Source organism: Flavobacterium nitrogenifigens, from assembly GCF_003254565.1.
Taxonomy (GTDB): Bacteria; Bacteroidota; Bacteroidia; order Flavobacteriales; family Flavobacteriaceae; genus Flavobacterium; species Flavobacterium nitrogenifigens.
This window is the reverse complement of sequence record NZ_QJRI01000178.1, coordinates 1-22447: the sequence shown is the minus strand read 5'-3', so window position 1 is coordinate 22447 and position 22447 is coordinate 1. Positions and strand designations below refer to the sequence as shown.

The following is a 22447-nucleotide window of genomic DNA, read 5'->3' as shown; positions in this document are numbered from 1 at the left end:
TTCTAACCGATTAGTTCAGCAGATAAAGTGATAGTTGTATTTAGCAATTTTGAAATCGGACAGATTTCTTTTGCTTTGGCAGCTGTTGCAGCAAATTGTTCAGCAGAAATTGCTGGAACTTTACCTTTTAAGTCCAAATGTATTAAAGTGATTGTTCCATCTTCAAAAGTTACTGTGGCTTCTGTAGTTAAATCATCGGCGGTAAAACCAGCTTCGTTAAGTAAAAAGCTTAATTGCATTGTAAAACAGCCAGAATGAGCCGCAGCAACCAATTCTTCAGGATTTGTTCCAACACCGTCAGCAAATCTTGTTTTAAAAGACAGTTGTGCATTATCTAAAGTTGTACTTTGTGTACTTATTGTTCCTTTTCCTTCCATACCGGTTCCTTTCCAGTTGGCGTGTGCTTTTCTTGTAAATTTCATATTCTCTTATTTAAAAATTAGTATTAAATGTTATTTGCTTAGTTGCCAGTTAATAGTGGTAACTCAAATATAATCAATATTTTGCAAAATAATTTTATGAAATTTAATGAGATTGTTAAGTTTTGGGTTTAGGGTTGGGGTGAGTTTTAACCGCAAAGTGCGCAAGGGTTTACACAAAGCACGCAAAGTTTTTAAGTTTGTTCGAGGTTTTAAAAACTTTATCAAAGTTTGAAACTTTGATAAAGTTTTTGCATCATCATAGTAAAACAAAGCTTTACGAACTTTGTGGTTAAAAAAAAAGACACAATGATTGTCATTGCATCTTTTTAAATTATATAAAAAATAAAATTCCAAATTCCAATTAACAACGCTTAATTGGAATTTGGAATTTAAAAAATTGGAATTTCTAGTATCTATTCTTGTCCCAAGTTTCGAAGTTGCTTCAATTTATCTTTCCATACGTCAAGACTTTCTTTGTGGATAGCAATGTTTTTGCGTACTTCTGTAACAATTGAATTCTCTTTTTTAGCATTTTTTGTATTGGTAAAGAACTGAATGTTGTTTTCTAATTGGAAAATTTCATTTTGTACTTCTTCAATTTTACGCATAATAAAGATCTTTTCATTGTCTAATTTACGCGTATCATTGCTGTCAGACAAAGAATCAAGACGATTTGCAAAACGCATCATTTCAGATTCTTTTTTGCTTAAGCTTAGTTTTTCGAAAAGAGCATCTAAGATTTTATTGAATTTCCCTTCAATATGTCTTCTAGAAAAAGGAACTTTTCCAAACCCTTTCCAAGTTTCAATATGTGCTTTTATGGCATCTAAGTCAGTTTTGTGATCTCCAGTCAATTGGAAAGCTCTTAAAACATCTAGATAAGCTTTTTTATTGTCAAAAGCAGCTACTTCTTCACTGTTTTCTTCAGACTTATGCTCTTTTAATTTGTCAAAATAATGGTTGCAGGCATCCTTGAATTCTTTCCAGATTTTGTCTGAATATTTTTTAGGAACATGGCCAATTTGTTTCCATTCTTCCTGGATTTGTTTCATCACAGGAGTTGTAGCTTGAAAGTCTGTACTTTCCTGTAATTCTTTTGCTTTTGCAACAAGAGCTAGTTTCTTATTTAAATTATCGTTCTGATCTTTTTTAATGTCTTTGTAAAACGAATTTTTGAAAGCATTAAAATTTCTTACCGCAGTTTTAAAAGCAGCCCAAGTTTCTTCATTAACTTCAGAAGGAACTTTTCCAGCAGCAAAAAACTCATTTCTTAGATCTTCTACTTTTTGAATCTGAACAAGCCATTGTGAATGAGAGTTTACTTTTTCGCTTCCAAGAGCTTCAATTTTAGCAATAATTTCTTTTTTGGCTTCAAGATTTTTTTGCTCATTTGCTCTTTGGCTCTCAAATAAAAGTTCTCTCTTATCGTGTATTTTCTTAGTCAGTTCACTAAACTGATTCCAGATGGCGTCACGGTGTTCTTTAGAAACAGGTCCGATTTCTTCTTTCCAGATTCTATGTAAATCTTGTAATTCACGGAAAGATTTACTCACATCAGCATCGTTTACCAATTCTTCGACGCGAGCTATAATTTTTTGTTTTAATTCTAAGTTATGTTTAAAATCTAAATCTCTAGCCTCACGGTCTAAATGAAGATAATCGTAGAAGTTTTCTACATGGAAATGGTAATTATTCCAAACATGATTGTATTTGTCTTTCGGAATAGCTCCTGCATTTTTCCATCTTTCTCTTAATTCATTAAAATGTTTAAGAGTGTCTTTGATATTTTCTTGCGGATTAATTAATTCCTTTAATTCTTCAACAATAGCCAGACGATTGTCTAAATTGGTTTTTAAATTAGTCTGTAAATGTTTAAAATGAGCATTTCTTTTCTCTCTAAAAACATTATAATACTCGTCGAATTTTGATTTTAGAGGAAGGTGATATTCAAACTCTTCGCTAGGATCCGGATTAGAAGCTAAAAATTCTTCTTTTTTCTCCTCTATAAGATGGTGATATTGTAACAGAAAAGCTTTTTTGATTTCTTCGATATGATCTTTTACAGACATTACCTTGTCTATATTCACCAGTTTTTTAAGTTCATCAACAAGAGCATCTAGAGAGAATGTATTATAATCCTGCATAGGAATGTCGTGACGCTCCTTTAGCGTTTCGTCTTCGCTTTCAGCAGCGTTCGAATTGGTAATAATATCTAATGCTTCTTGATGAGCATCACCTTGATTAGCTACTTCATTTTCAGTTTCTGGAACCAAATTTTCGGTCAGAGTTTCAGAATCTGAGGTTTCAATTGCATCATTTGCTATAGAATCATTTAGTTCGATTCCAGTTTTTCCGTCTGCTTCATGCAGGTTATCATTCTTTTCTTCTAACATCTTAAAATGTATAAGGTTTTTATTCTAAACAGTGCGAAAGATAGTAAAGGTGTTTCTAAATACAAAATAAATCCTTTGTTTATACGCTAATTTACGGTGAAATTCTTATTGATTAATTCAATTTAGCAGTATGATATATTAATTTTTGTCATTTTAATTGATAAGATAGAAATAATATTTTTTGCGATTTTTCAATGAAAAAAGAAAATAATCGTAAAAAGTGAAGCCGAATCAATAGTTAGTTTTAAATCAAAACAAAACCAACAGTCCTACTTCCATTCCGAAATTATATGATTTTTCTCCGCCAAAAGCCACGCTAGGGTGTACATAAAATAAATTTGTTGGAGTGATTTTTCGTCCAAATTCCATAAAAGCATTATTCTGAAAGCCATCTAAAACATAATTATATCTAAAACCTACATCGGTAGCAATCCAATTTTTACCAAAAAACCATAATAAGTTGTTTTCTAGCAATGTCACGCTTACATCGCTTCGATTGCTTGATCCTGCAAAACTCTGGGAATGTTCAACAGTCGCAAGCCATAAAAATTTCTTTTTATTGAAGTATTTTGCAAAGATACCAGCTGGAATTACTACCCATTTTCCTGTACCAAAACTTGGGTCTGCAGCAGAATTTGAGATAACGCGGGTTCTAAGACCAATACCGCTGGTTTTTTTAAAATAAGGGATAAAACTAAGTCCAGCACCAACATCACCAAGTCCAGTTTGATTGATAGAATTGGAATTGGTTGAAATTAAAGGCAAATCAAATCTCAGATTCCAGGCTTTATTGCCAATTGGCTGTAAAACACGCAAATTTGTAGTATTATACGAGCCATTTTTAGTATCTAAGTATTCATTGTACAGGAGAATAGTCTGTAGAAAATAATGATATCGAGGTTCAGCAAAGGGACTATTGCTTCTGTCTATATCTTCATCTTGTGCTGTTGCAAGAAATGTAATAAGAAAAAAAATGCTAAAGTAAAGTAGTTGTTTTTTCATAAATGTCTGCAAATGAGTAGACTAATTTACGAAAATTACTTTAACATTTTAATTTTTTATTTGTTCCAGATTTTCCAAGCTTTTTCGGCTTGAAAAATAAGCATATCATGTCCGTTTTTAATAACAGCACCTTTTTCTTTCGCTTTTCGCAAGAAAGTGGTTTCTGCAGGATTATAGATTAAATCGTATGCAATATGTTTTTCGGTAAAGAATTCATAAGGTAAATTTGGACAAGCTTCAATATTCGGACTTGTTCCAACTGGCGTGCAATTAATTATAATTTGAAAATTATCAAAAGTAGTTGCATTAATCAAATCATAATCAATAATGTTTTCCTTTGCTTCTCTAGAAACAAAAGTGTACGGAATATCCAATTCGTCCAAAGCAAAAGCAACACCTTTAGAAGCGCCTCCGGTTCCTAAAATAAGGGCTTTTTTATGATGAGGCTCTAATAATGGTTTTAAAGACTTTTTGAATCCGTAATAATCGGTGTTATAGCCTTTTAATTTACCGCTTTTAGTAAATTTAATTGTATTGACAGCGCCAATTAGAGCGGCTTTTTTTGATAATTTATCTAAGAAAGGAATAACTTGTTCTTTGTACGGAATGGTAACATTTAAACCCTTTAAATCAGGATTGTTTTTAATTAATTCTGTGAAGTAATTAATCTCAGAAATGTCAAAATTCTCATAGCTGTTGCCAGCAAAAACTTCATTATTAAATTTTTCTGTAAAATAACCTTTTGAAAAAGAGTAGCTTATGTTGCGTCCTAATAATCCAAAACGTCTTCTTAATAAAATATCAACCATTCTTATTTACGATGTTTTTCTATATAATTTTTTACTGTTTTTTTTGCCCAAACCACAGGAAACAAATCTTCGATTAGAATATAGTTGTCAAAGTTAAGGCGTAAACCATTGCTTAAGTGAAATTTAGCTTTAGTGTTGTCTTGAATCATAAAATATAATCCTGCCAAACGATATTCGATTTCATTTTCTTCAGGGAAATATTCTGTAGCCTGTAATAAAGTTTGTATAGCCGTTTCAAATTCTCCTAAAAATTGAAGAATGTCAACCCAGAATAACCAAGTGTCTAATGCATAATCTCCAAACTCAACCGCTTTTCTAAAACCAAATTCGGCTTCTTCAAAGAAATTCATCTGTTTGTTGATTGTAGCATATCTTTTCCAGTACAAACGATTCTGATTATCGATTGCCAATGCTTTATTGACAAAGAATAATGCTTTCTGATAGTTTTTCTGGCGAAGGTGAAAATCTGTTATGGCAATCCAGCCTTTGTCTAAAAGCGGATCTTCATGAACAGTTTGGTTATAATATTGAATTGCTTTCGCTAAATTTCCAAGTTTTTCATAACATTTTCCAATTCGAAGCAATGCATAAGAAGTTGCATCGTCCAATTCGATGGTTCTGTTATAGCTTTCAATTGCTTCATTGTATTTTTTTAGGCGCTCATACGCTTTTGCTTTTTCCATGAAAGCTCCTAAAAATTCATCATCAATCAGCGTTGCATAATCAAATGCGCGAATAGCATTTTCATACTCTTTTACGCCATAATGTAGACGTCCAAGCTGATGCCACGCAATTTCACTGTACGGATTTCTGTCGATATATTCGTTAAGATATACAATAGCTTCTTGGTTCTGATCTAAAAATTCAAAACAATATACTACGTTATAGAGAGCAGATTGATCTTCTAAGTCTTCTTCAAGACATTTGATAAAACTCTCCTTTGCCAGCTCGAGATTATCCATAAAAAGATATTCCATGCCAATTAAATTGTACACATCAGCATAATCATCAGTGTATTGAAGCGCGATTTTTAACAGTTCAACTGCTTTTTCGTGCTGATCTCTTTTGGAACAGATATTGGCTTTCTGGATGTAGATTTCCTCGTTGTTAGGTTCAATTGCGTATAACTCATTCAAAAGCTTTTCAGCGATCTCGAGTTTGTCATCATAAACTAGCATTTCTACTTGTACTAATTTTAAGCCTGTAGATTTTGGATGCTGGTCTAATGCAAGTTTTAAGGCCTTTTTTGCTAAATTAGCCTTACCTATGTCTAAATAATGAAGAATTATTTCTTCGAATTCTTCAGAATCAAAAAAGAGTACTTTGTTAGTTTTTAACATCGACTCAAATTTGGATAGGGATAGGTTATAATCTTCTTCTTCGTTGCTTAATTGCATACTTCGTATTTTTGAAATTAGCCTGTTATAAATTTAGGCAACCATATAATCGCTGTAAGGATAGGAAATTAATTGTTTTGAACAATTTAATTAACAATATATGGCGTTTTTTATTCTATTTTGGGAAGAAATCTCCTTTATTATTAAGGGATTAGCTTCGGTTTTGTCATTTTTTTATTTGTATCGGAAGACTTTTTTGAAATAGAAATTGAGCATTAATTTCTGTCAGTTTTACTAAAAATAGTGCTCAAATAATTTTATAATTTAGTTATTGTTCTTCTTCATTATTTCGTCCATCACGTCTAAAATAATCGCACAACCTTCTCTAATTTCATCTTCAGAAATAGTCAAAGGAGGTGTAATTCTGATTGCGCATCCTTCAAATAAAAGCCAGAATAAAATAAGTCCTCTGTCTTGACAAGTTAAAATGACTTCGTTGGTAATATCTGCCGATTCTGTCATGGCGGCAAGCATTAATCCTTTTCCTCTAACTTCTGTAATCAAAGGATGTACCAAAAGCGATCTGAAGAGTTTTTCCTTCTCTAGCGTTTCTGCCATTAAATTTGTTTCAGTTAATTCTTGCAAAGTAGCTAAACAAGCTGACGCAATGACAGGGTGACCTCCAAAAGTGGTGATATGTCCTAATTTTGGGTTTTCTGTTAAAAGATCCATTTTTTCAGCAGAGGCAGTAAATGCTCCAACTGGCATTCCGCCGCCCATTCCTTTGCCCATAACCACAATATCTGGAACAACATCATAATTTTGGAAACCAAAAAGTTTTCCCGTTCTTCCAAAACCTGGTTGGATTTCATCAACTATCATTAAAGCTCCAACCTCATCGCAACGTTCACGAACTTTCTGCAAAAAGTTATTTTCGGGCTGAATAAATCCTGCACCACCTTGAATGGTTTCTAAAAGAATAGCGGCTGTTCGAGTGGTTATCTTCTGTAAATCTTCTTCGTTGTTGAAAGTGATAAAATCAACATCTGGAAGTAGGGGTCTAAAAGCTTGTTTGCGTTCTTCAAATCCCATCACACTCATAGAACCCATAGTGTTTCCGTGATAAGCGTTGTGGCAAGAAATAAGCTGGCTGCGTCCTGTAACACGCTTGGCTAATTTTAACGAACCTTCAATCGCTTCTGTACCAGAATTAACCAAATAGGTTTTGTTTAAAGACTCTGGAAGCAGAGAAGCCATCATTTTGCAGTATTGAACGGCTGGACTTTGAGAATATTCGCCGTAAACCATTACGTGCGAATATTTATCCAGTTGATCTTTTATAGCTTGATTGACTCTCGGATGCTGATGTCCTAAAGTACAAGCCGAAACTCCGGCAACAAAATCTAAATATTTTTTATCGTTTGTATCGTAAATATATGAGCCAATGGCATGCGAAACTTCCATTCCCAGTGGGTAAGGAGAGGTTTGCGCTTGGTATTTTATAAAATCTGGATTCATTTTTTTTAGCTTCTAAGTTGCTGAGATACTAAGATCCTGAGCTTCTATGTTTTTAACTGTAAACTGTGACCGCGACTGAAAACTTTTTGAGGTTCAAAGTGGCAAAAGTACTGAGATTCTAAGGTTTTTGACTTTACGCTTAAGTTAACTTTGTGGTTTAAACAATCGCAAAGCATTGTAAACTGTGACCGAAAAACTGTCACTGAGACTGAAAACTATTTGCTTTTAGCTTTCGTGTCTGTCTTAGCAGCAGGATTCTTCTTGTCGTAATTCAAGGTTTCTTTCCTGACTTTCAGTGGAACGTTTTTACCTTTTTCCTCTTCGTCTTTTCCTTGTTTAATCAGTTTGTCATTCTCTTCATTTTCTTCTGCGGTAAAAATATCATCTTTCGATTTTATTCTTTCGTCGCCACGCCATTTCATTCCTCGCAGTTTACGAGCATTTTCGGGAAGTTCATCTTCAGGAAAAATATCTCCGTCGACTTTGTTGAAGAAGGTAATCGTTTCAATGGCATTGTTTTCCAATATCATATTGATCTTGCTGCTAACATTTTTATTGATCCCGATGAGTTCATGGGCATCGTTCCGCATATAATAAATTACTTCGGTGTTTTTGATAACATCAACATCATGAAGTTTTCCATCTCGAAATTTTCCAAACAAATTGAGCCCCTTGACTTGATTAAATCCTGTTCCGAGCGTGTCCTTGGATAAGACGAAAGTATTGTTAAGTACTTTCAAAGAATCAATTTTCCTTGTCTTATTATCACCAATCAAGTGCATTATATCTCCCGTAATTTGGTTGTCACCATTCCAAAGAATCGGATTTCCAATCAATTTTGTTAAGGCGATTTTTGAATCAGAATGTATTGAGTCACATTTACCGCTCATATCTGTTTTGTAGAAACGAACATTTTTATAAGCTCTTAAAATTCTTTCCCCTTCTTTTCCCGTAACCATTAATTTTTGTCCGTGAATGTAAACCGAGTCATTTTCAACAAGATTAATGGCAACCGCTCTTTTAGTTACAAACATGGAGTCTTTCAGCTTATAAAGCTCTGCATAATGGCCTTTTACAATTCCTTTATTGATAGAATCGGTGATTTTTACGTTTCGTGTTGCCGAAGCAAATTCGGTATTTCGATTATAAAATAAACTATCGCCTTCTATACGTCTATCGTCATATTTAATGTATGATTTTCGTAGAAAATGGGCTAAGTTTTTCTTTGTGTCGTAAAAACCTTTTTCAGTATAAATATAATTGGCTTTACTAGTAATAGTGGATGGGCCAAGAAGATAGGTGTGACCAGAATTGCTATAATAATCCAAATGATTTGATTTGATCACATATTTCGGATTCGTAATCGTAACTTCAGTCAAAAACTGGAATTTCTTTTCTTTTACAAAATATCTTCCAGATTTACTCACTAATGTATTGTCTTTGTTAATGATAGTACCTTTGGTGTTGTAAAATGCTTCTTGAACATTTCTGTCAAAATTAATAGTATCAGTCTGCAAAGTAGCATCTGGCGAAGTTAAAACGGCATTTCCTGTAGCAAAAGCTTTTTTTGCATTACCGCTATATTCAGCATATTTACTATTCAGAAATAAAGTATCTCCTTGTACTAATTGTACATTCCCGAATGCTTTTAGATAATTCTCTTTTTGAAAAAAATAGGCCTTATTGCAAGTTAATACAACTCCATCGTGGTTTACTTTTACATTTCCAGTAAGTAAAAGCGCATCAGGTACATTAACCTGATCTACATCAGAAAAGTCAGCATTCTCGATGACAATTGTTTTCGGAGATTGTGCAGGTTTTTTTGCTTGCGCGAAAGTGAATTGAATGCTTAAAAAAGACAGACAGATAAATATGAAAAAGAGTGATTTCTTCAACTGATTAAATTTTTGTCAAATTTATAAAAAAGGTTAGAACCTGTGGCTGATATTAGGATTAATTTATAATAAGTCATCAACAGTCTAAAGTCAGATTTAAGCGTCATTTAATTTTTCAACAAAATGTCAAACTCTCACGTTGTAGTGCTTGTATTTTAGACTGAAAACATTGTAAATTAGATAAAACGTTTTCGGAGTTTTAAAAAATGAGCTATTTTTAGAAAATTGTTTTGATGCTTTTTGGTGTCAAATGTAAAGAGACAAGATAAGAATAGCCTAAAAATATGATAAGTAAAAAAATAATCGCAGCCGGAATAACATTGACGGTTCTATTTTCAGCCTGTAAAACAAAAGATTTAAAAATGAGCACAGCAAACGAACAAACTGCGACAGAAAAGAAAGTTGTAGTGTATCAAGTTTTTACTCGTCTTTTTGGAAATAAAAATACAACCAACAAACCTTGGGGAACTATTGAAGAAAATGGTGTGGGGAAATTTAATGATTTTACCGACAAAGCGCTTCATGAAATAAAAGATTTAGGGGTTAACTATATTTGGTATACGGGAGTTCCGCATCATGCTCTCGTGCGTGATTATACGGCGTATGGAATTTCAAATGATGATCCAGAAGTAGTAAAAGGACGCGCAGGTTCTCCTTACGCGGTAAAAGATTATTACAATGTAAATCCAGATTTGGCTGTAAATCCTGCAAAACGATTAGAAGAATTTGAGGCTTTAATCAAACGAACTCATAATGCAGGTTTGAAAGTTATCATTGATATTGTTCCAAATCACATTGCAAGAAAATATGAAGGAAAAACAAATCCAGAAGGAGTAAAAGATTTTGGAGCAGATGATGATATTACGGTTGAATATAAGCGTGACAATAATTTTTATTATATTCCACAGCAGCATTTTGAAATTCCTGACGGTGACATTCCTTTAAATGGAGAGAAAAATCCGCTTATTGATGGAAAATTTGATGAAAATCCTGCGAAATGGACTGGAAATGGCTCCCGTAAAATTAAACCAGACCAAAATGATTGGTATGAAACTGTAAAAGTAAATTACGGAGTGCGTCCCGACGGAACTAAAGATTTTCCTGAACTTCCTGCTGGTTTTGACCAGAAAAACTATCAAGAACATTTTGCTTTTTGGCAAGATAAAGACGTTCCTAATTCTTGGAAGAAATTTAGAGATATTGCATTGTACTGGACAGCAAAAGGTGTTGATGGATTCCGTTATGATATGGCAGAAATGGTTCCATACGAATTTTGGAGTTATATGAACTCTTCTATTAAAATGAAAAACCCGAATGCGTTTTTATTGGCAGAAGTTTATAACCCGAATGAATATCGCAATTATATCCGTTTAGGAAAAATGGATTATCTCTATGATAAAGTGGAAACTTATGATAAGCTGAAAGATATTATTCGCGGAAAATCTTCTCCAGACGAATTGACAAGTATTCAAAACGGAATGTCAGATATAGAACATCATATGCTTCATTTTCTTGACAATCATGATGAACAGCGTTTGGCAAGTCCAGAATTTGCTGGAACGCCAGAGAGAGGAAAACCTTTAATGGTAGTTTCTGCAACAATAAGCACTTCGCCAACAATGATTTATTTCGGACAGGAAGTAGGAGAGGCAGGAAACGAAGATGCTGGTTTTGGAAAACGCTCCAGAACATCGATTTTTGATTATATCGGAGTTCCAAGCCATCAGCGTTGGATGAATGGTGGTAAATTTGATGGAGGACAGCTTTCAGAACCTGAAAAACAGCTTCGTGATTTTTACAAACGATTATTGAACTTTACTATTAATAGTAGTGCTTTAATGGGAAGTTTTGAAGAAATTCAAACCATAAACCGACAAAACAATGAAGGTTATGATGCGTTGCTTTATTCTTATGCACGCTGGTCAGAAAATCAAAAATTGATTGTAGTTGCTAATTTTTCTTCTGAGAAAGGAAGTGAGTTTAATTTGAAAGTGCCTTCATCGCTCATTTCTAAATGGAATTTAAAAGATGGAGATTATCAAATGGAAGATCAATTGCATCAAAAGAAAACATTTGTGTTGAAAGTGCAAAATGGGCAAGGAGAAGTTAAACTCATAATTCAGCCTTCAGAATCTTTGATTTTAGAATTGAAAAGTTAATCCTTTTTTTAAGCTCATTTTAACCCATAGAAACATAGTTTAGCATTTTTATAAAAGGCGTTTCACTAGTTTGAAATCACATAGTTGATCTATGTGTAGAAAATAGTTTCTTTCGGATTCTTTTTCCCAAATAAAAATCTATGTTTCTATGTGTTAAAATCTATTTTTTGTTTTTAAACCTTTTTCAGTAAAGAAAAGATCTCTTTTATAGAAAATGTTGCACCACAAACAAACTCGTCAGAGGCGCCATAATAAACGGTCAGGGTATCGCCATCAGGATCAAGAATATGACCGTTTGTGAAAACCACGTTTCCAAAGAAACCGCTTAATTCATAATTTGTTTTTGGAAACATGATTGGGGTTTCAGTTCTTGAAATCACTTTTGAAGGGTCTTCTAAATCTAACAAAAAAGCACCTAAACAATATTGGTGAAATTCATTGGCTCCGTGATAAATTTCGAGCCAGCCGAATTCTGTTTTTATAGGAGCAGCACCAGCGCCGACTCTTTTGCTATCCCAACTTTCTTTTCTGGTTTTGATAATGCATTTATGATTTCCCCAATGAATGCCATCTGGAGAAGAAGCTATCCAAATGTAATTTCCGCCAATATCGACGCTGCTCGGACGATGCAAGGCATAGAATAATCCATTTATTTTTTCTTCAAAAATAGCACAGTCTTTATTGTGAGGAGGAAAAATCATTCCATGTTTTTGAAAATTTTTCCAATCTGTAGTGGTTCGTAAACCGACGCCAACACCACTAGGAGAAACAGAAGTAAAAGTCAGGTAATATTTTCCTTCAATTAAAGAAACACGACAATCTTCAATCCCAAAAGTTTCCAGTATTCCTTCTCCAACTAAATGTGGATAATTTTCGGGTTCGTAAAATTGTTTTCCATCTTCGCTGCACAATAATCGAATATGAGATAATGTAGTCAAGTAGTCAATGCCTTGATAGTTAATTACACGTGCGTCTGTTGCAATAAGTTCCGGATGGTTTTTTAAAATTTCAATAATTTGAATTGTTCCTGCTTCTGTTAAGATTGGAAACGAGATGATGTTTTCGCTTTGTTTTGGTCTTTCGGCAACACGTACTGCCAGCCAGATTTTATTTTGAAACTGAAACACGCCAGGATTTAAGAGGCAGGTAATTTCTAGACCTTCTCTGCTTGGTGGTATATCTGACGGTGATAATAAAGGGTTTTCTGTAAAACGATTGGCAATATCTTTCATGATCTTCGTTTAAGCACCTAAAAGGTATAAAAAAAAGCTGATACTTAATTGCATCAGCTTCTTTTCTATACTTTTTTAACCTTTTTGAGTGCTTCAACGTAATACTCGTTTACTTTTTCCCAATTTATATGATTATAAAAGGCATCAATATAACTGCCTTTTCGGTTTTGATAATCTAAATAATAAGCATGTTCCCAAAGATCAATTCCCATAATTGGAGTTCCTGGAATCAAAGCGTTTTTCATCAATGGATTGTCCTGATTGTCTGTTATTGTGATTTGCAATTTGCCATAACGGTCCACAACTAGCCAAACCCATCCAGAACCAAACTGCTTTTCTGACTGCGTTTTAAATTGATTCGTCAAATTGTTAAAAGAACCAAATTCTTTATTTATCGAACCAGCTAGAGTATCTTTTGGAGTTTGCTCTTTCGGGCTAAGAATATTAAAATACAAAGTATGATTGTAATACCCGCCTGCATTCTGACGAAGCTTTAAATTAGTAAGAGGCATTTTTTTTAAGATGTCCTCAATAGGCATATTTTCAAACTCAGTCGAAAGAATCTCTTTATTGAAATTGTTTGTATACGACAAATAATGCTTAGAATAATGTGTTTCTAAAGTTAAGCTCCTTATGTCTGGCGCAAGTGCGTCATAATTAAATGGCAATTTTGTCATTTCAAAAGAACCAGGATCGGCTTTAACATCATTTGGTGAGCCGATAGTTATTTTTTCTTCTTTTGTTGGAAGAGGAACTTCAACTACTTCAACCAGCTTATCTTCTTTACAGGAAAATAATAGTAAAAATGAAGCTAAAGTGCTGAAAAGAACAACGTTTTTCTTCATAATGTTTTTATTTTGATGTTAATGAATTGATGATCTCGATATAATGTTCTTTGGCTTCGTCTACAGACATATGGCTTATCTGCATCCAGGCATTAGTTTTAAAAGCATCTCGTAAATCAAAATTTTGAGATTGATTGTAAACCGCAGTTCCAAAGGTAGCCTGTTTGTAAAAAGCATAAAGTCTTAACTGCACATCTTGCGGCAGCGCGGCTTGAGTCATTGTCATAGCAACTTCTACAGCTTTAGCAAAGCGAATATCTAAATCTTTATCAGCCATTTATGCCTTTGTAGCAATAATTGTTTTTCCGCCAATTGCTTTTTGATTTAGCTCAACATTGATTGGCGTACCTAAAGGTAAAAATAAATCTACTCTTGAACCAAATTTAATAAAACCAGCGTCAGTTCCTTGAACAACTTGCATTCCTTCTTTAGCATAGTTTACAATTCTACGAGCCAAAGCACCAGCAATTTGTCTGTATAAAATAGCACCGAAAGTTTCGTTTTCGATTACTACAGTAGTTCTTTCGTTTTCCTCACTTGCTTTTGGGTGCCAGGCAACTAAAAATTTACCAGGGTGATATTTGCTAAATTTAATAATACCGTCCATGGCGTAACGTGTTACGTGCACATTGATTGGTGACATAAAAATAGAAACCTGTAAACGTTTATCTTTAAAATATTCTCCTTCATAAACTTCTTCGATAACCACCACTTTTCCATCAACAGGAGCTAGGATGTGATCGCTGTTTCTAACTGCAATTCTCTTAGGATTTCTAAAGAATTGTAAAATAATGATCAAAATTACAAGCGCTGCAATTTGAATAAGCATTCTAAGCCAATTGATATCTATAAATCTTTCAGCAATTAAAAGTACAGCTACAGTAAAAACAGTACCTAATAAAATGGACGGGCCTCCCTCTTTATGAAACATAATATAAAATTTGATAAAATAAAAATATAATTGGTGCTACAAATATAACACTATCTAATCGATCTAAAATACCTCCATGACCAGGCATTATCGAACCGCTATCTTTAATGCCTGCAATTCGTTTAAATTTGGATTCTATTAAGTCTCCGATAGTTCCAAAAATGCTCACAATTAATGCGATAATCGTCCAGATTAAGATTGATGTGTTGCTAAATTCTGGTTTAGGCTGAATATAGAGTTTAGAAATCAAAAAACCAGCAAAAGCAGCAAAAACTACACCTCCAAGAAAACCTTCAATGGTCTTTTTTGGAGAAACACGTTCAAACAATTTGTGTTTTCCCATTGATTTTCCGACCAAATAAGCAAAAGTGTCATTCGTCCAAATCAAAACAAATAACCCCAAGATAATTTTCGGATTATAATCATTTGTTCCAAAAGAAATTTTTACAATAAATACAAAAGGAAGTGTAATGTATCCGAGCAGATACAAGTATTTTGAAGAAGTGCTTACTTTTTGTACAGAATCGTAAAATAAAAATATGATACATTTTATAGAAACGACAATTGTGACGGCTAGAAGAACTAAATCTAGCTGTTTGATATTGGTTTCTAAACTGATATTAGAATTGAATGTATCGTTTATAAATTTTGTCGTCTGTTTGTTGTAATGGCTTACAAGAATAATTGTAGCATAGACTAAAGTCCCAAAGAGAATAGAAAATACTTTATTTAGGTTTACGATATTAGAAAATTCATATATCGTGATAATCAGGAAAACACCAAAAAGGGTAATGAAGCTTTCTGTAGAAAACAATATCGAAGTTAATAATAAAGCGATATAAACAGCACCAGAAATGGTTCTCTTCAGTGTTTCGTTCATCTTAAAGATCTTCTAGAAGCAGTAAATAAAGGTTTTTGGCAACACTTCCGTATTGTGTAAAATCTTCGTCTTTCGCTTTTTCGAAATATTTTATTGTAGTGATATTAGTAGGTATGTCTCTTTCGTATTTACGTTTTATAGCACTCAATCCGTCGCTTTTCATTGGCAGGATTTGGCTGGTAGTGGCTATAATTACAATATTTGCAGGTAATTCGTTTGGTTTATTTTGTCGAATTTGTTTTGATGAAAATAAAATAGAACCTTCATCGGCTATAAGGTTCTCACAGCTTGCCAATAAGAATTTTGGTTGAGCAGGAGCGATGTAAAATAATTTGTTTTCATCTAATAGATTAAATAAAGCTGGTTCGTAGCATAAAACTTCTTGTTCAAACCAGTCGTTTTCTTCTAAAATATTTTCAAACTGTTCAGAAAGTTCTCCCATATTTTCGCAGTACAAGAATTTACCTCCATTTTTTTTGAAATTGAAAATAAATTGCTCATCTAAGGATAAATGGCTGTTCTGCGCAGAAGTTCCTGCATATTCGCTTTCGTTCACTTCGTCAGAAGCGGCCTCACTAGAGCCAAATATTTTTTTGAAAAAATTCATTTTTTATATGAAATGCTTTACATGTTAATTGAAAACGTTCAAAGATAAAAAAATCTTAATTCAAAAGGGACTTTTGAATTAAGATTTTGAAAAATATTATTATGTATTTGGTAATTCCTTATGAAACTACCTCTTCTAAATTTTTATCGAATGTACGTTTTCCGAAGATGTTTTCTAAGTCATCTTTAAAAATCACTTCTTTTTCAATCAGAATATCAGCAAGTTGGTTTAACTTGTCTTTGTTTTCTTCTAATATCTGAATTGCTCTTTGGTATTGACCTTCGATTAAATCTGAAATTTCTTTGTCAATAATTTTTGCAGTTTCGTCAGAATATGGTTTAGAGAAATTATATTCACTCTGTCCAGTTGAATCGTAATACGTCACGTTTCCGATTTTGTCGTTCAATCCGTAGATTGTTACCATTGCGCGAGCTTGACGAGTTACTTTTTCTAAATCGCTTAATGCACCAGTTGAAATTCTGTCAAAAGTTACTTTTTCAGCAGCTCTACCGCCCATAGTAGCACACATTTCGTCTAACATTTGATCGGTTCTCACGATTTGTCTTTCTTCTGGCAAGTACCAAGCAGCTCCTAAACTTTGTCCACGAGGAACGATAGTTACTTTAATAAGTGGTGCAGCATGCTCCAACATCCAGCTTACAGTTGCGTGACCAGCTTCGTGTATTGCGATTGCTCTTTTTTCATCAGGAGTGATAATCTTGTTTTTCTTTTCAAGACCCCCAATAATTCTATCAACAGCATCAAGGAAATCTTGTCTGTCAACTGCTGCTTTGTTGTTTCTTGCAGCAATTAATGCAGCTTCGTTACAAACGTTAGCAATATCAGCACCAGAGAAACCTGGAGTTTGTTTCGCTAAGAAATCTAAATCAAGACCTTCAACTTTTTTGATAGGAGCTAAGTGTACTTTGAAGATTTCAGCTCTTTCGCGAATGTCTGGTAAGTCAACAAAAATTTGTCTATCGAAACGTCCAGCACGCATTAAAGCTTTGTCTAGAACGTCAGCTCTGTTGGTTGCTGCCAAAACAATTACGTTAGAGTTTGTACCGAAACCGTCCATTTCTGTCAGTAATTGGTTCAAAGTGTTTTCTCTTTCGTCGTTTCCGCCAGACATATTGCTTTTTCCTCTTGCTCTACCAACAGCGTCGATCTCATCAATGAAAATGATAGCGGGAGATTTTTCTTTAGCTTGTTTGAATAAGTCACGTACACGTGAAGCACCAACTCCAACAAACATCTCTACGAAATCTGAACCCGATAAAGAGAAGAAAGGTACTTGCGCTTCACCAGCAACAGCTTTTGCCAATAAAGTTTTACCAGTTCCCGGAGGTCCTACCAATAAAGCTCCTTTTGGAATTTTACCTCCTAGGTTTGTATATTTTTCTGGGTTTTTAAGGAATTCAACGATTTCCTGAATTTCTTCTTTAGCGCCTTCTAAACCAGCAACATCTTTAAATGTAGTTTTAATGTCTGTTTTTTCATCAAACAATTTAGCTTTAGATTTTCCGATATTGAAGATCTGTCCGCCACCTCCAGCACCTCCGCCAGACATTTTACGCATAATGAAAATCCATACACCAACAATGATGATGATAGGAAGCAAGCTGATTAAAATATCGCTCCAGTTATTTTTTTGAAGGAAATTATAATCTTTTAATTTATGTTCGTTAACTGCTTTTTCAAGTTTAGTCTGAAAGATTTGATCATTACCAATTTCCAAAGTATAGTGCGGACCTTTGTTTGGCTGTTTGAAAATATCTTCAGCTACTTTTTTATTTGCTGGGTCTTTAAGAGCCGCAGCATTCAAATATACTTCAGCTTCTGCTTTATTGTAAACAATTACTTTTTCAATTTGGCCTTTTTCTAGAAGGGTGTTGAATTTAGAAGAAGTTAATTGAGCAGGTTCGCTTAAGCTTGATCCTCCTGTGGCAAAACTTATGAATAAAAAAACTAAAAGTATTGCGGTGTATATTAACCAAGGACTTATTTTAAATTTATTCGGATTTGGATTATTATCTTTAGCCATTTAATGAAAGTTTCTTTAGTATTTGTTCTCGATTGAAGTTATTTTGGCATCGCCCCAAAGGCTTTCGATGTTATAATATTCGCGAATATGTTTCTGGAAAACGTGTACTACAATGTGTACATAATCCATTAAAACCCATTCTGCATTATCGGTTCCTTCTACGTGCCAAGGTTTATCTTTTAAGTCTTTTGATACAATTTTTTGAATTGAGTTTACGATGGCGTTAACTTGGGTGTTTGAGCTACCGTTGCAAATAACAAAATAGTCGCATACAGCAGTATCTATATCTCTTAAGTCAAGAATGTCGATATCATTTCCTTTTACTTCCTCAATCCCTTTGATTATGTTCGCCAGTAGAACATCATTATTAATAGTCTTTTTCGCCATGAATTATTTTATATGAATTTGTAAAGTTACCAAATTTTGTGATTATTTTTGAACCTTAACAAAATATTAAATTAAGATATTTAAATTATTTAATGAAACTAATCAAACTCGATGCCATAGATTCTACAAATGACTTCCTAAAGGCTTTGGCAAGTCAAGATGAACTGGAGAATTTTACAACGGTAACAGCTGAAAATCAGACAAAAGGAAAGGGGCAAGTAGGTGGTGTATGGAAGACTGAAGCTGGTAAGAACTTAACTATGAGTGTTTTGGTTAAAGATTTTCTGTTTAGCAATGATGAAGTTTTCAATTTAAGTCTTGTTGTTTCGTTATCGGTTGCAGAGGTGTTAAAAACATTAAATATTCCTGATATTTGTATTAAATGGCCAAACGACATTCTGTCATACAATAAGAAATTGGTTGGCATATTAATCGAAAATACCTTAAAAAGCGATGGCAGGATCGTGTCAGTTGCCGGAATCGGGATCAATGTTAACCAGACTGATTTTAACGAATTGCCAACAGCTTGTTCAATGTCAGTTATTGCAGGTAAATCTTTTGATAAAGAAGAATTAGCAATTCTAATTGTTGAAAAGCTAAAAGAGAAGATTCAATTGTGGAATACCTCAGCAAAGATTTTTTGGGACGATTACTTTAATTTTTTATTTAAAAAAGGAATTCCAACAGCATTCAGAGACAATAATGACCAAGATTTTATGGGAATCATTCAAGGCGTTTCTCCGATTGGTAAATTACAGGTTTTATTAGAAGATGATTCTGTTGCGGAGTTTGAGATTAAAGAAGTGAAAATGCTTTACTAAGATGTTAAGGTTCTGAGATGCTAAGATTCTAAGTTTTTTTTTGTAGAGGCGCACTGCAATGCGTCTAACTATGGTGTTAAGGTTGTGAGATGCTAAGATTCTAAGTTTTTTTATTTTAATCTCGCAAAGTCGCAGAGACGCAAAGTTTTTTTAAAACAGATTGAAAATGATTTAAGTAGATTTTTTTTAAGATTAAAACATTAAAAGCTTTGCGTCTCTGCGACTTTGCGAGAGCATAAAAAAAAATGTCCAACAATAGTCGGACATTTTCATTTATAATTCACAATTAATAATTCACCATTATTAAAGCTTGTTCATATTGTTTGCTAAAGTTTCAATAAACTTACTAATTGGACCTTTAACCATCATCGCCATCATAGCGTTGAATTCACCTTCAAAGAACAATTGAACAGCACTTTCTGAATCAGAAACAGTGTCAATGTTTGAAGTTAGTGTAAACGGAAGTTTATCACTTGCAGCACCCAAAATAATTTTGTTTGGTGCTACTTTATCTTTCATTTTTAATTTGATTTCCGGCATCCCTTTCAATCCAAAAATAAAAGCGTCTTCGCCAGTCACTTCAAATTTAGCGATATTGTCTGGCATTAATTTTTCGAAATTCTTTACGTCAGTCAGTTGATCAAATAGATCCTGAGCTGATTTCTGAACAGTAACTTTTGGACTTTCTAAGTTCATATTGTTTTTTGTTTTTGTTTTTTTACTGCAAATGTTTTTTTTACCGCAAAGGACGCAAGGTTTTTTTATACTTTGATTTTATTTAAGTTCGCAAAGCTGAAACTTTAAGTAAAATTCCAATTTTTTAATCCCGATAGCTATCGGGACAAATTCCAAAAGGAGCAAAGCGACTCTAAAATCTAAAATCTAAAATCTAAAATTTCACTCCTGTCCCCAAGTAGATGGGCTTACGCTCCATTCTTGAAGAGTTGATTGCTGATCTTCTGTGATGTATTGTTTCTGAACTGCTAAATCTAATAGATTTTCGTAGTTGCTTAAGGTGAATAAATCAACATTAGCTTCTTTAAAGTTTTCTTCGGCAACGCCAAAACCATAAGTAAAGACAGCTGCCATACCTTTAACATTAGCACCTTCGTTTCTTAAAGCTTCAACAGCCAGCAAACTGCTTTTTCCAGTACTGATTAAGTCTTCAACAACGACAACATTTTGTCCTTTTTGTAAAAAACCTTCCACTTGGTTTTGTCTACCGTGTTTTTTAGGTTCTGGACGCACGTATACGAACGGAAGACCTAAACTTTCGGCAACCAAAATTCCAACTCCAATGGCTCCAGTAGCAACACCAGCAATCACATCAGGTTTTCCAAATTGTTTTTCGATGTTTTTAGCAAACTCATCACGAACATAGTTTCTGATGCTCGGAAATGAAAGAATTAACCTATTATCACAGTAAATAGGAGATTTCCAACCAGAAGCCCATGTAAAAGGATTTTCGGGATTCAATTTAATTGCATTTATTTGCAAAAGCAATTCGGCTGTTTTTTCGGCAGTATCTTTATTAAAAATCATAATACAAATGTATAAAGTTTTTGTAAACGACAAACCACTTTTTTTGACAAATGAAATCTCGAAAGAAACAGATTTCCAATTGTTCTTGTTGGAGAGTATTGATATCGAACAGCTTATTATAAAAATTTTTCAAAATAAAATTCAAAAAGCCATTCTATATCATCCCGACGAAAGTGAGATGATGAAAACCCTAAAAGCCAAGATTCCGGTAAATAAAGCGGGCGGAGGCTTTGTCTATAACAAAAAAGGCGAAGTCTTGTTTATCTTTAGAAACGGGAAATGGGATCTGCCAAAAGGCGGAATCGAGAAAGGGGAAGACATCGAAGCGACGGCTATGCGTGAGGTAGAGGAGGAGACAGGAGTAAACCAGCTTCGTATTACGAATAAACTTCAAAAAACCTATCACATCTTTAAACGCAACGGAAAATACAAACTTAAAATCACGCATTGGTTCGAAATGTTCTCCGATTTTGAAGGAACACCACACGGACAAATCGAAGAAGGAATTGAAAAAGTTGCCTGGTTAAACCCAGAACAAATCAAAGAAGCACTTAAAAACTCATACGAAAACATTAAATTGTTATTCGAAGAAGAAAAGAAACCAATAGAAAAAATGGTAGCTCCAATCGCCTATCGCTCGGGCCCAGATTCTAAATAAACAGGTATTTAAAGTCTCTAAATTAGAATTTGAAAATTGAAGATTAACAATTCATTTGGGCGTGCCACCAATAAAAGAAAAGACCCAATCAATTTTGCGTTCATTGGGTCTTTTTTTTATTGCTGTCGGGCTTTCGCTGCTACTTCGGTAGCTTAGCTCAATCCCTCACGCGGGCAATCGGCTTAAAAAGTTCGTTCTGTTTTTAGTTTAAACGTTTTATTCGCTATCTTCATTTTTAATGCCTTTGAGTAATGCGTAAATTGCCATTGCATGTCCCTGTCCCAAGCTAAAATCATTTTTAAGCCAGTTGACAATATCTCCAGCTTTTACTTCTGGTTTTACTTCTCCGTTTGCTGTAAATCCTTTTTGTTCAGCTAGAGCTCTAAACTCAGTTGGACCATTTCCTGTTTTTTCTTTGATTGTCTTTAGGTATCCTTGAAATGACATAAAATATAAAGTTAGAAGTTAAGTAAAACGAAAATACAAATTAAAGTAAGATTAGTATTAAGTTTTGTTTAATTTCTTTAGCTCAACTTTATCAAATTTTCAAACCTTGACAAAGTTTTAAGATTTAATTTTTAAGATGTTAGCATTTTTAAAAACATTCCGTTAGGAATGTCTGGTCGGTAGAAAATGAAATGTTGAATTACGGTTATACGTTCCGTAGGAACGTTTGATTGGTAATACAGATGGATTATTTCCACATAACAGGTGTCCCTACAGGACACATTCATCAAAACGATATTATTTTTTTCTACCGATGAGATATTCCTATCGGAATATTAATTTTTGCGATTAATAAAATAAATAGATTTAAATTCATTCCGTTAGGAATGTCTGGTCGGTAGAAAATGAAATGTTGAATTGCGGTTATACGTTCTGTAGGAACGTTTGATTGGTAATACAGATGGATTATTTCCACATAACAGGTGTCCCTACAGGACACATTCATCAAAACGATATTG

At 33.7% G+C, this 22447-nt stretch carries 22 protein-coding genes; 3 read left to right on the top strand and 19 right to left on the bottom strand.

From position 1 onward, the window contains the following. Positions 1-2: 2 nt before the first annotated feature. The 7 genes from DM397_RS15865 to DM397_RS15835 form a co-directional block, all read right to left on the bottom strand. Positions 3-422, bottom strand: coding sequence for an OsmC family protein (locus tag DM397_RS15865; protein WP_111378472.1), 420 nt, complete (start codon positions 420-422; stop codon positions 3-5). 413 nt (positions 423-835) lie between these two features. Beyond that, positions 836-2815 carry a DUF349 domain-containing protein gene (locus DM397_RS15860; protein ID WP_111378471.1) on the bottom strand — a complete coding sequence of 660 codons (1980 nt, stop codon included), beginning with the start codon at positions 2813-2815 and terminating at the stop codon, positions 836-838. 249 nt (positions 2816-3064) lie between these two features. Beyond that, positions 3065-3817, bottom strand: coding sequence for a lipid A phosphoethanolamine transferase (locus DM397_RS15855; RefSeq protein WP_111378470.1), 753 nt, complete (start codon positions 3815-3817; stop codon positions 3065-3067). 56 nt (positions 3818-3873) lie between these two features. After that, positions 3874-4626: a shikimate dehydrogenase family protein gene (locus tag DM397_RS15850; RefSeq protein WP_111378469.1), complete on the bottom strand. Its 753-nt coding sequence runs from the start codon at positions 4624-4626 to the stop codon at positions 3874-3876. Positions 4627-4628: 2 nt separating this feature from the next. After that, positions 4629-6023 (bottom strand): tetratricopeptide repeat protein, encoded by a 1395-nt coding sequence (locus DM397_RS15845; protein WP_111378468.1) that lies wholly within the window; start codon positions 6021-6023, stop codon positions 4629-4631. A gap of 264 nt (positions 6024-6287) precedes the next feature. Beyond that, positions 6288-7481 carry an aspartate aminotransferase family protein gene (locus tag DM397_RS15840; RefSeq protein WP_111378467.1) on the bottom strand — a complete coding sequence of 398 codons (1194 nt, stop codon included), beginning with the start codon at positions 7479-7481 and terminating at the stop codon, positions 6288-6290. Positions 7482-7696: 215 nt separating this feature from the next. Beyond that, positions 7697-9343, bottom strand: coding sequence for an OstA-like protein (locus DM397_RS15835; RefSeq protein ID WP_111378705.1), 1647 nt, complete (start codon positions 9341-9343; stop codon positions 7697-7699). A gap of 317 nt (positions 9344-9660) precedes the next feature. Between DM397_RS15835 and DM397_RS15830 the strand changes: the two genes are divergently transcribed. Beyond that, positions 9661-11535 carry an alpha-amylase family protein gene (locus tag DM397_RS15830; RefSeq protein ID WP_111378466.1) on the top strand — a complete coding sequence of 625 codons (1875 nt, stop codon included), beginning with the start codon at positions 9661-9663 and terminating at the stop codon, positions 11533-11535. Between the two features lie 173 nt (positions 11536-11708). Here DM397_RS15830 and DM397_RS15825 read toward each other — a convergent pair whose 3' ends face one another. The 8 genes from DM397_RS15825 to rsfS all read right to left on the bottom strand — a co-directional run bounded on the left by DM397_RS15825 (position 11709) and on the right by rsfS (position 18461). Further along, a complete protein-coding gene (locus DM397_RS15825) occupies positions 11709-12767 on the bottom strand; it encodes a glycoside hydrolase family 130 protein (RefSeq protein WP_111378465.1) in 1059 nt (352 codons plus the stop codon). A 65-nt stretch (positions 12768-12832) separates the two neighbouring features. Further along, complete coding sequence (locus DM397_RS15820) at positions 12833-13612, bottom strand: superoxide dismutase (RefSeq protein ID WP_111378464.1); 780 nt, start codon at positions 13610-13612, stop codon at positions 12833-12835. Between the two features lie 7 nt (positions 13613-13619). Further along, positions 13620-13889, bottom strand: a complete 270-nt coding sequence (locus DM397_RS15815) for an acyl-CoA-binding protein (protein ID WP_111378463.1) — start codon at positions 13887-13889, stop codon at positions 13620-13622. Beyond that, positions 13890-14543 carry a phosphatidylserine decarboxylase family protein gene (locus DM397_RS15810; protein ID WP_111366542.1) on the bottom strand — a complete coding sequence of 218 codons (654 nt, stop codon included), beginning with the start codon at positions 14541-14543 and terminating at the stop codon, positions 13890-13892. Further along, on the bottom strand, positions 14533-15423 hold the full coding sequence (locus DM397_RS15805) for a phosphatidate cytidylyltransferase (protein ID WP_111378462.1): 891 nt from the start codon (positions 15421-15423) through the stop codon (positions 14533-14535). The genes DM397_RS15810 and DM397_RS15805 overlap by 11 nt, the downstream gene beginning before the upstream one ends. Position 15424: 1 nt before the next feature. Further along, positions 15425-16030, bottom strand: coding sequence for a lactate utilization protein B/C (locus DM397_RS15800; RefSeq protein ID WP_111378461.1), 606 nt, complete (start codon positions 16028-16030; stop codon positions 15425-15427). Between the two features lie 118 nt (positions 16031-16148). Then, positions 16149-18074 carry an ATP-dependent zinc metalloprotease FtsH gene (ftsH, locus tag DM397_RS15795; protein WP_111378460.1) on the bottom strand — a complete coding sequence of 642 codons (1926 nt, stop codon included), beginning with the start codon at positions 18072-18074 and terminating at the stop codon, positions 16149-16151. A gap of 15 nt (positions 18075-18089) precedes the next feature. Further along, a complete protein-coding gene (gene rsfS / locus DM397_RS15790; protein ID WP_111366534.1) occupies positions 18090-18461 on the bottom strand; it encodes a ribosome silencing factor in 372 nt (123 codons plus the stop codon). A gap of 92 nt (positions 18462-18553) precedes the next feature. On the opposite strand from rsfS, the gene DM397_RS15785 reads away from it, so the two are divergent. Next, on the top strand, positions 18554-19282 hold the full coding sequence (locus tag DM397_RS15785; protein ID WP_111378459.1) for a biotin--[acetyl-CoA-carboxylase] ligase: 729 nt from the start codon (positions 18554-18556) through the stop codon (positions 19280-19282). Between the two features lie 303 nt (positions 19283-19585). On the opposite strand, the gene DM397_RS15780 is transcribed toward DM397_RS15785, so the two are convergent. Beyond that, positions 19586-19978: an SRPBCC family protein gene (locus tag DM397_RS15780; RefSeq protein WP_111378458.1), complete on the bottom strand. Its 393-nt coding sequence runs from the start codon at positions 19976-19978 to the stop codon at positions 19586-19588. A 201-nt stretch (positions 19979-20179) separates the two neighbouring features. Next, positions 20180-20824, bottom strand: coding sequence for an orotate phosphoribosyltransferase (pyrE, locus tag DM397_RS15775; RefSeq protein ID WP_091130212.1), 645 nt, complete (start codon positions 20822-20824; stop codon positions 20180-20182). A 7-nt stretch (positions 20825-20831) separates the two neighbouring features. Between pyrE and DM397_RS15770 the strand changes: the two genes are divergently transcribed. Continuing rightward, the gene (locus DM397_RS15770) at positions 20832-21482 is read left to right on the top strand and encodes an NUDIX hydrolase (protein WP_111378457.1); all 651 of its coding nucleotides are present in this window, start codon (positions 20832-20834) and stop codon (positions 21480-21482) included. A gap of 216 nt (positions 21483-21698) precedes the next feature. Here the strand turns inward: DM397_RS15770 and DM397_RS15765 are convergent, their stop codons facing one another. Both DM397_RS15765 and DM397_RS23945 read right to left on the bottom strand, forming a co-directional pair. Further along, on the bottom strand, positions 21699-21929 hold the full coding sequence (locus DM397_RS15765) for a DUF4287 domain-containing protein (protein ID WP_111378456.1): 231 nt from the start codon (positions 21927-21929) through the stop codon (positions 21699-21701). A 307-nt stretch (positions 21930-22236) separates the two neighbouring features. Beyond that, on the bottom strand, positions 22237-22447 hold a 211-nt coding region (locus DM397_RS23945), incomplete at its 5' end, for a hypothetical protein (protein ID WP_204251881.1).

Bases quoted from the DNA above. Each gene is read 5' to 3' on its own strand.
- rsfS (WP_111366534.1), bottom strand. From the start codon at position 18,461: ATGGCGAAAAAGACTATTAATAATGATGTTCTACTGGCGAACATAATC.
- DM397_RS15765 (WP_111378456.1), bottom strand. From the start codon at position 21,929: ATGTCATTTCAAGGATACCTAAAGACAATCAAAGAAAAAACAGGAAAT.
- DM397_RS15815 (WP_111378463.1), bottom strand. From the start codon at position 13,889: ATGGCTGATAAAGATTTAGATATTCGCTTTGCTAAAGCTGTAGAAGTT.
- DM397_RS15780 (WP_111378458.1), bottom strand. From the start codon at position 19,978: ATGAACTTAGAAAGTCCAAAAGTTACTGTTCAGAAATCAGCTCAGGAT.
- DM397_RS15825 (WP_111378465.1), bottom strand. From the start codon at position 12,767: ATGAAAGATATTGCCAATCGTTTTACAGAAAACCCTTTATTATCACCG.
- DM397_RS15845 (WP_111378468.1), bottom strand. From the start codon at position 6,023: ATGCAATTAAGCAACGAAGAAGAAGATTATAACCTATCCCTATCCAAA.
- DM397_RS15840 (WP_111378467.1), bottom strand. From the start codon at position 7,481: ATGAATCCAGATTTTATAAAATACCAAGCGCAAACCTCTCCTTACCCA.
- pyrE (WP_091130212.1), bottom strand. From the start codon at position 20,824: ATGATTTTTAATAAAGATACTGCCGAAAAAACAGCCGAATTGCTTTTG.
- DM397_RS15785 (WP_111378459.1), top strand. From the start codon at position 18,554: ATGAAACTAATCAAACTCGATGCCATAGATTCTACAAATGACTTCCTA.
- DM397_RS15820 (WP_111378464.1), bottom strand. From the start codon at position 13,612: ATGAAGAAAAACGTTGTTCTTTTCAGCACTTTAGCTTCATTTTTACTA.
- DM397_RS15770 (WP_111378457.1), top strand. From the start codon at position 20,832: ATGTATAAAGTTTTTGTAAACGACAAACCACTTTTTTTGACAAATGAA.
- DM397_RS15865 (WP_111378472.1), bottom strand. From the start codon at position 422: ATGAAATTTACAAGAAAAGCACACGCCAACTGGAAAGGAACCGGTATG.
- DM397_RS15830 (WP_111378466.1), top strand. From the start codon at position 9,661: ATGATAAGTAAAAAAATAATCGCAGCCGGAATAACATTGACGGTTCTA.
- DM397_RS15850 (WP_111378469.1), bottom strand. From the start codon at position 4,626: ATGGTTGATATTTTATTAAGAAGACGTTTTGGATTATTAGGACGCAAC.
- DM397_RS15855 (WP_111378470.1), bottom strand. From the start codon at position 3,817: ATGAAAAAACAACTACTTTACTTTAGCATTTTTTTTCTTATTACATTT.
- DM397_RS15810 (WP_111366542.1), bottom strand. From the start codon at position 14,543: ATGTTTCATAAAGAGGGAGGCCCGTCCATTTTATTAGGTACTGTTTTT.
- DM397_RS15805 (WP_111378462.1), bottom strand. From the start codon at position 15,423: ATGAACGAAACACTGAAGAGAACCATTTCTGGTGCTGTTTATATCGCT.
- DM397_RS15800 (WP_111378461.1), bottom strand. From the start codon at position 16,030: ATGAATTTTTTCAAAAAAATATTTGGCTCTAGTGAGGCCGCTTCTGAC.
- DM397_RS15860 (WP_111378471.1), bottom strand. From the start codon at position 2,815: ATGTTAGAAGAAAAGAATGATAACCTGCATGAAGCAGACGGAAAAACT.
- ftsH (WP_111378460.1), bottom strand. From the start codon at position 18,074: ATGGCTAAAGATAATAATCCAAATCCGAATAAATTTAAAATAAGTCCT.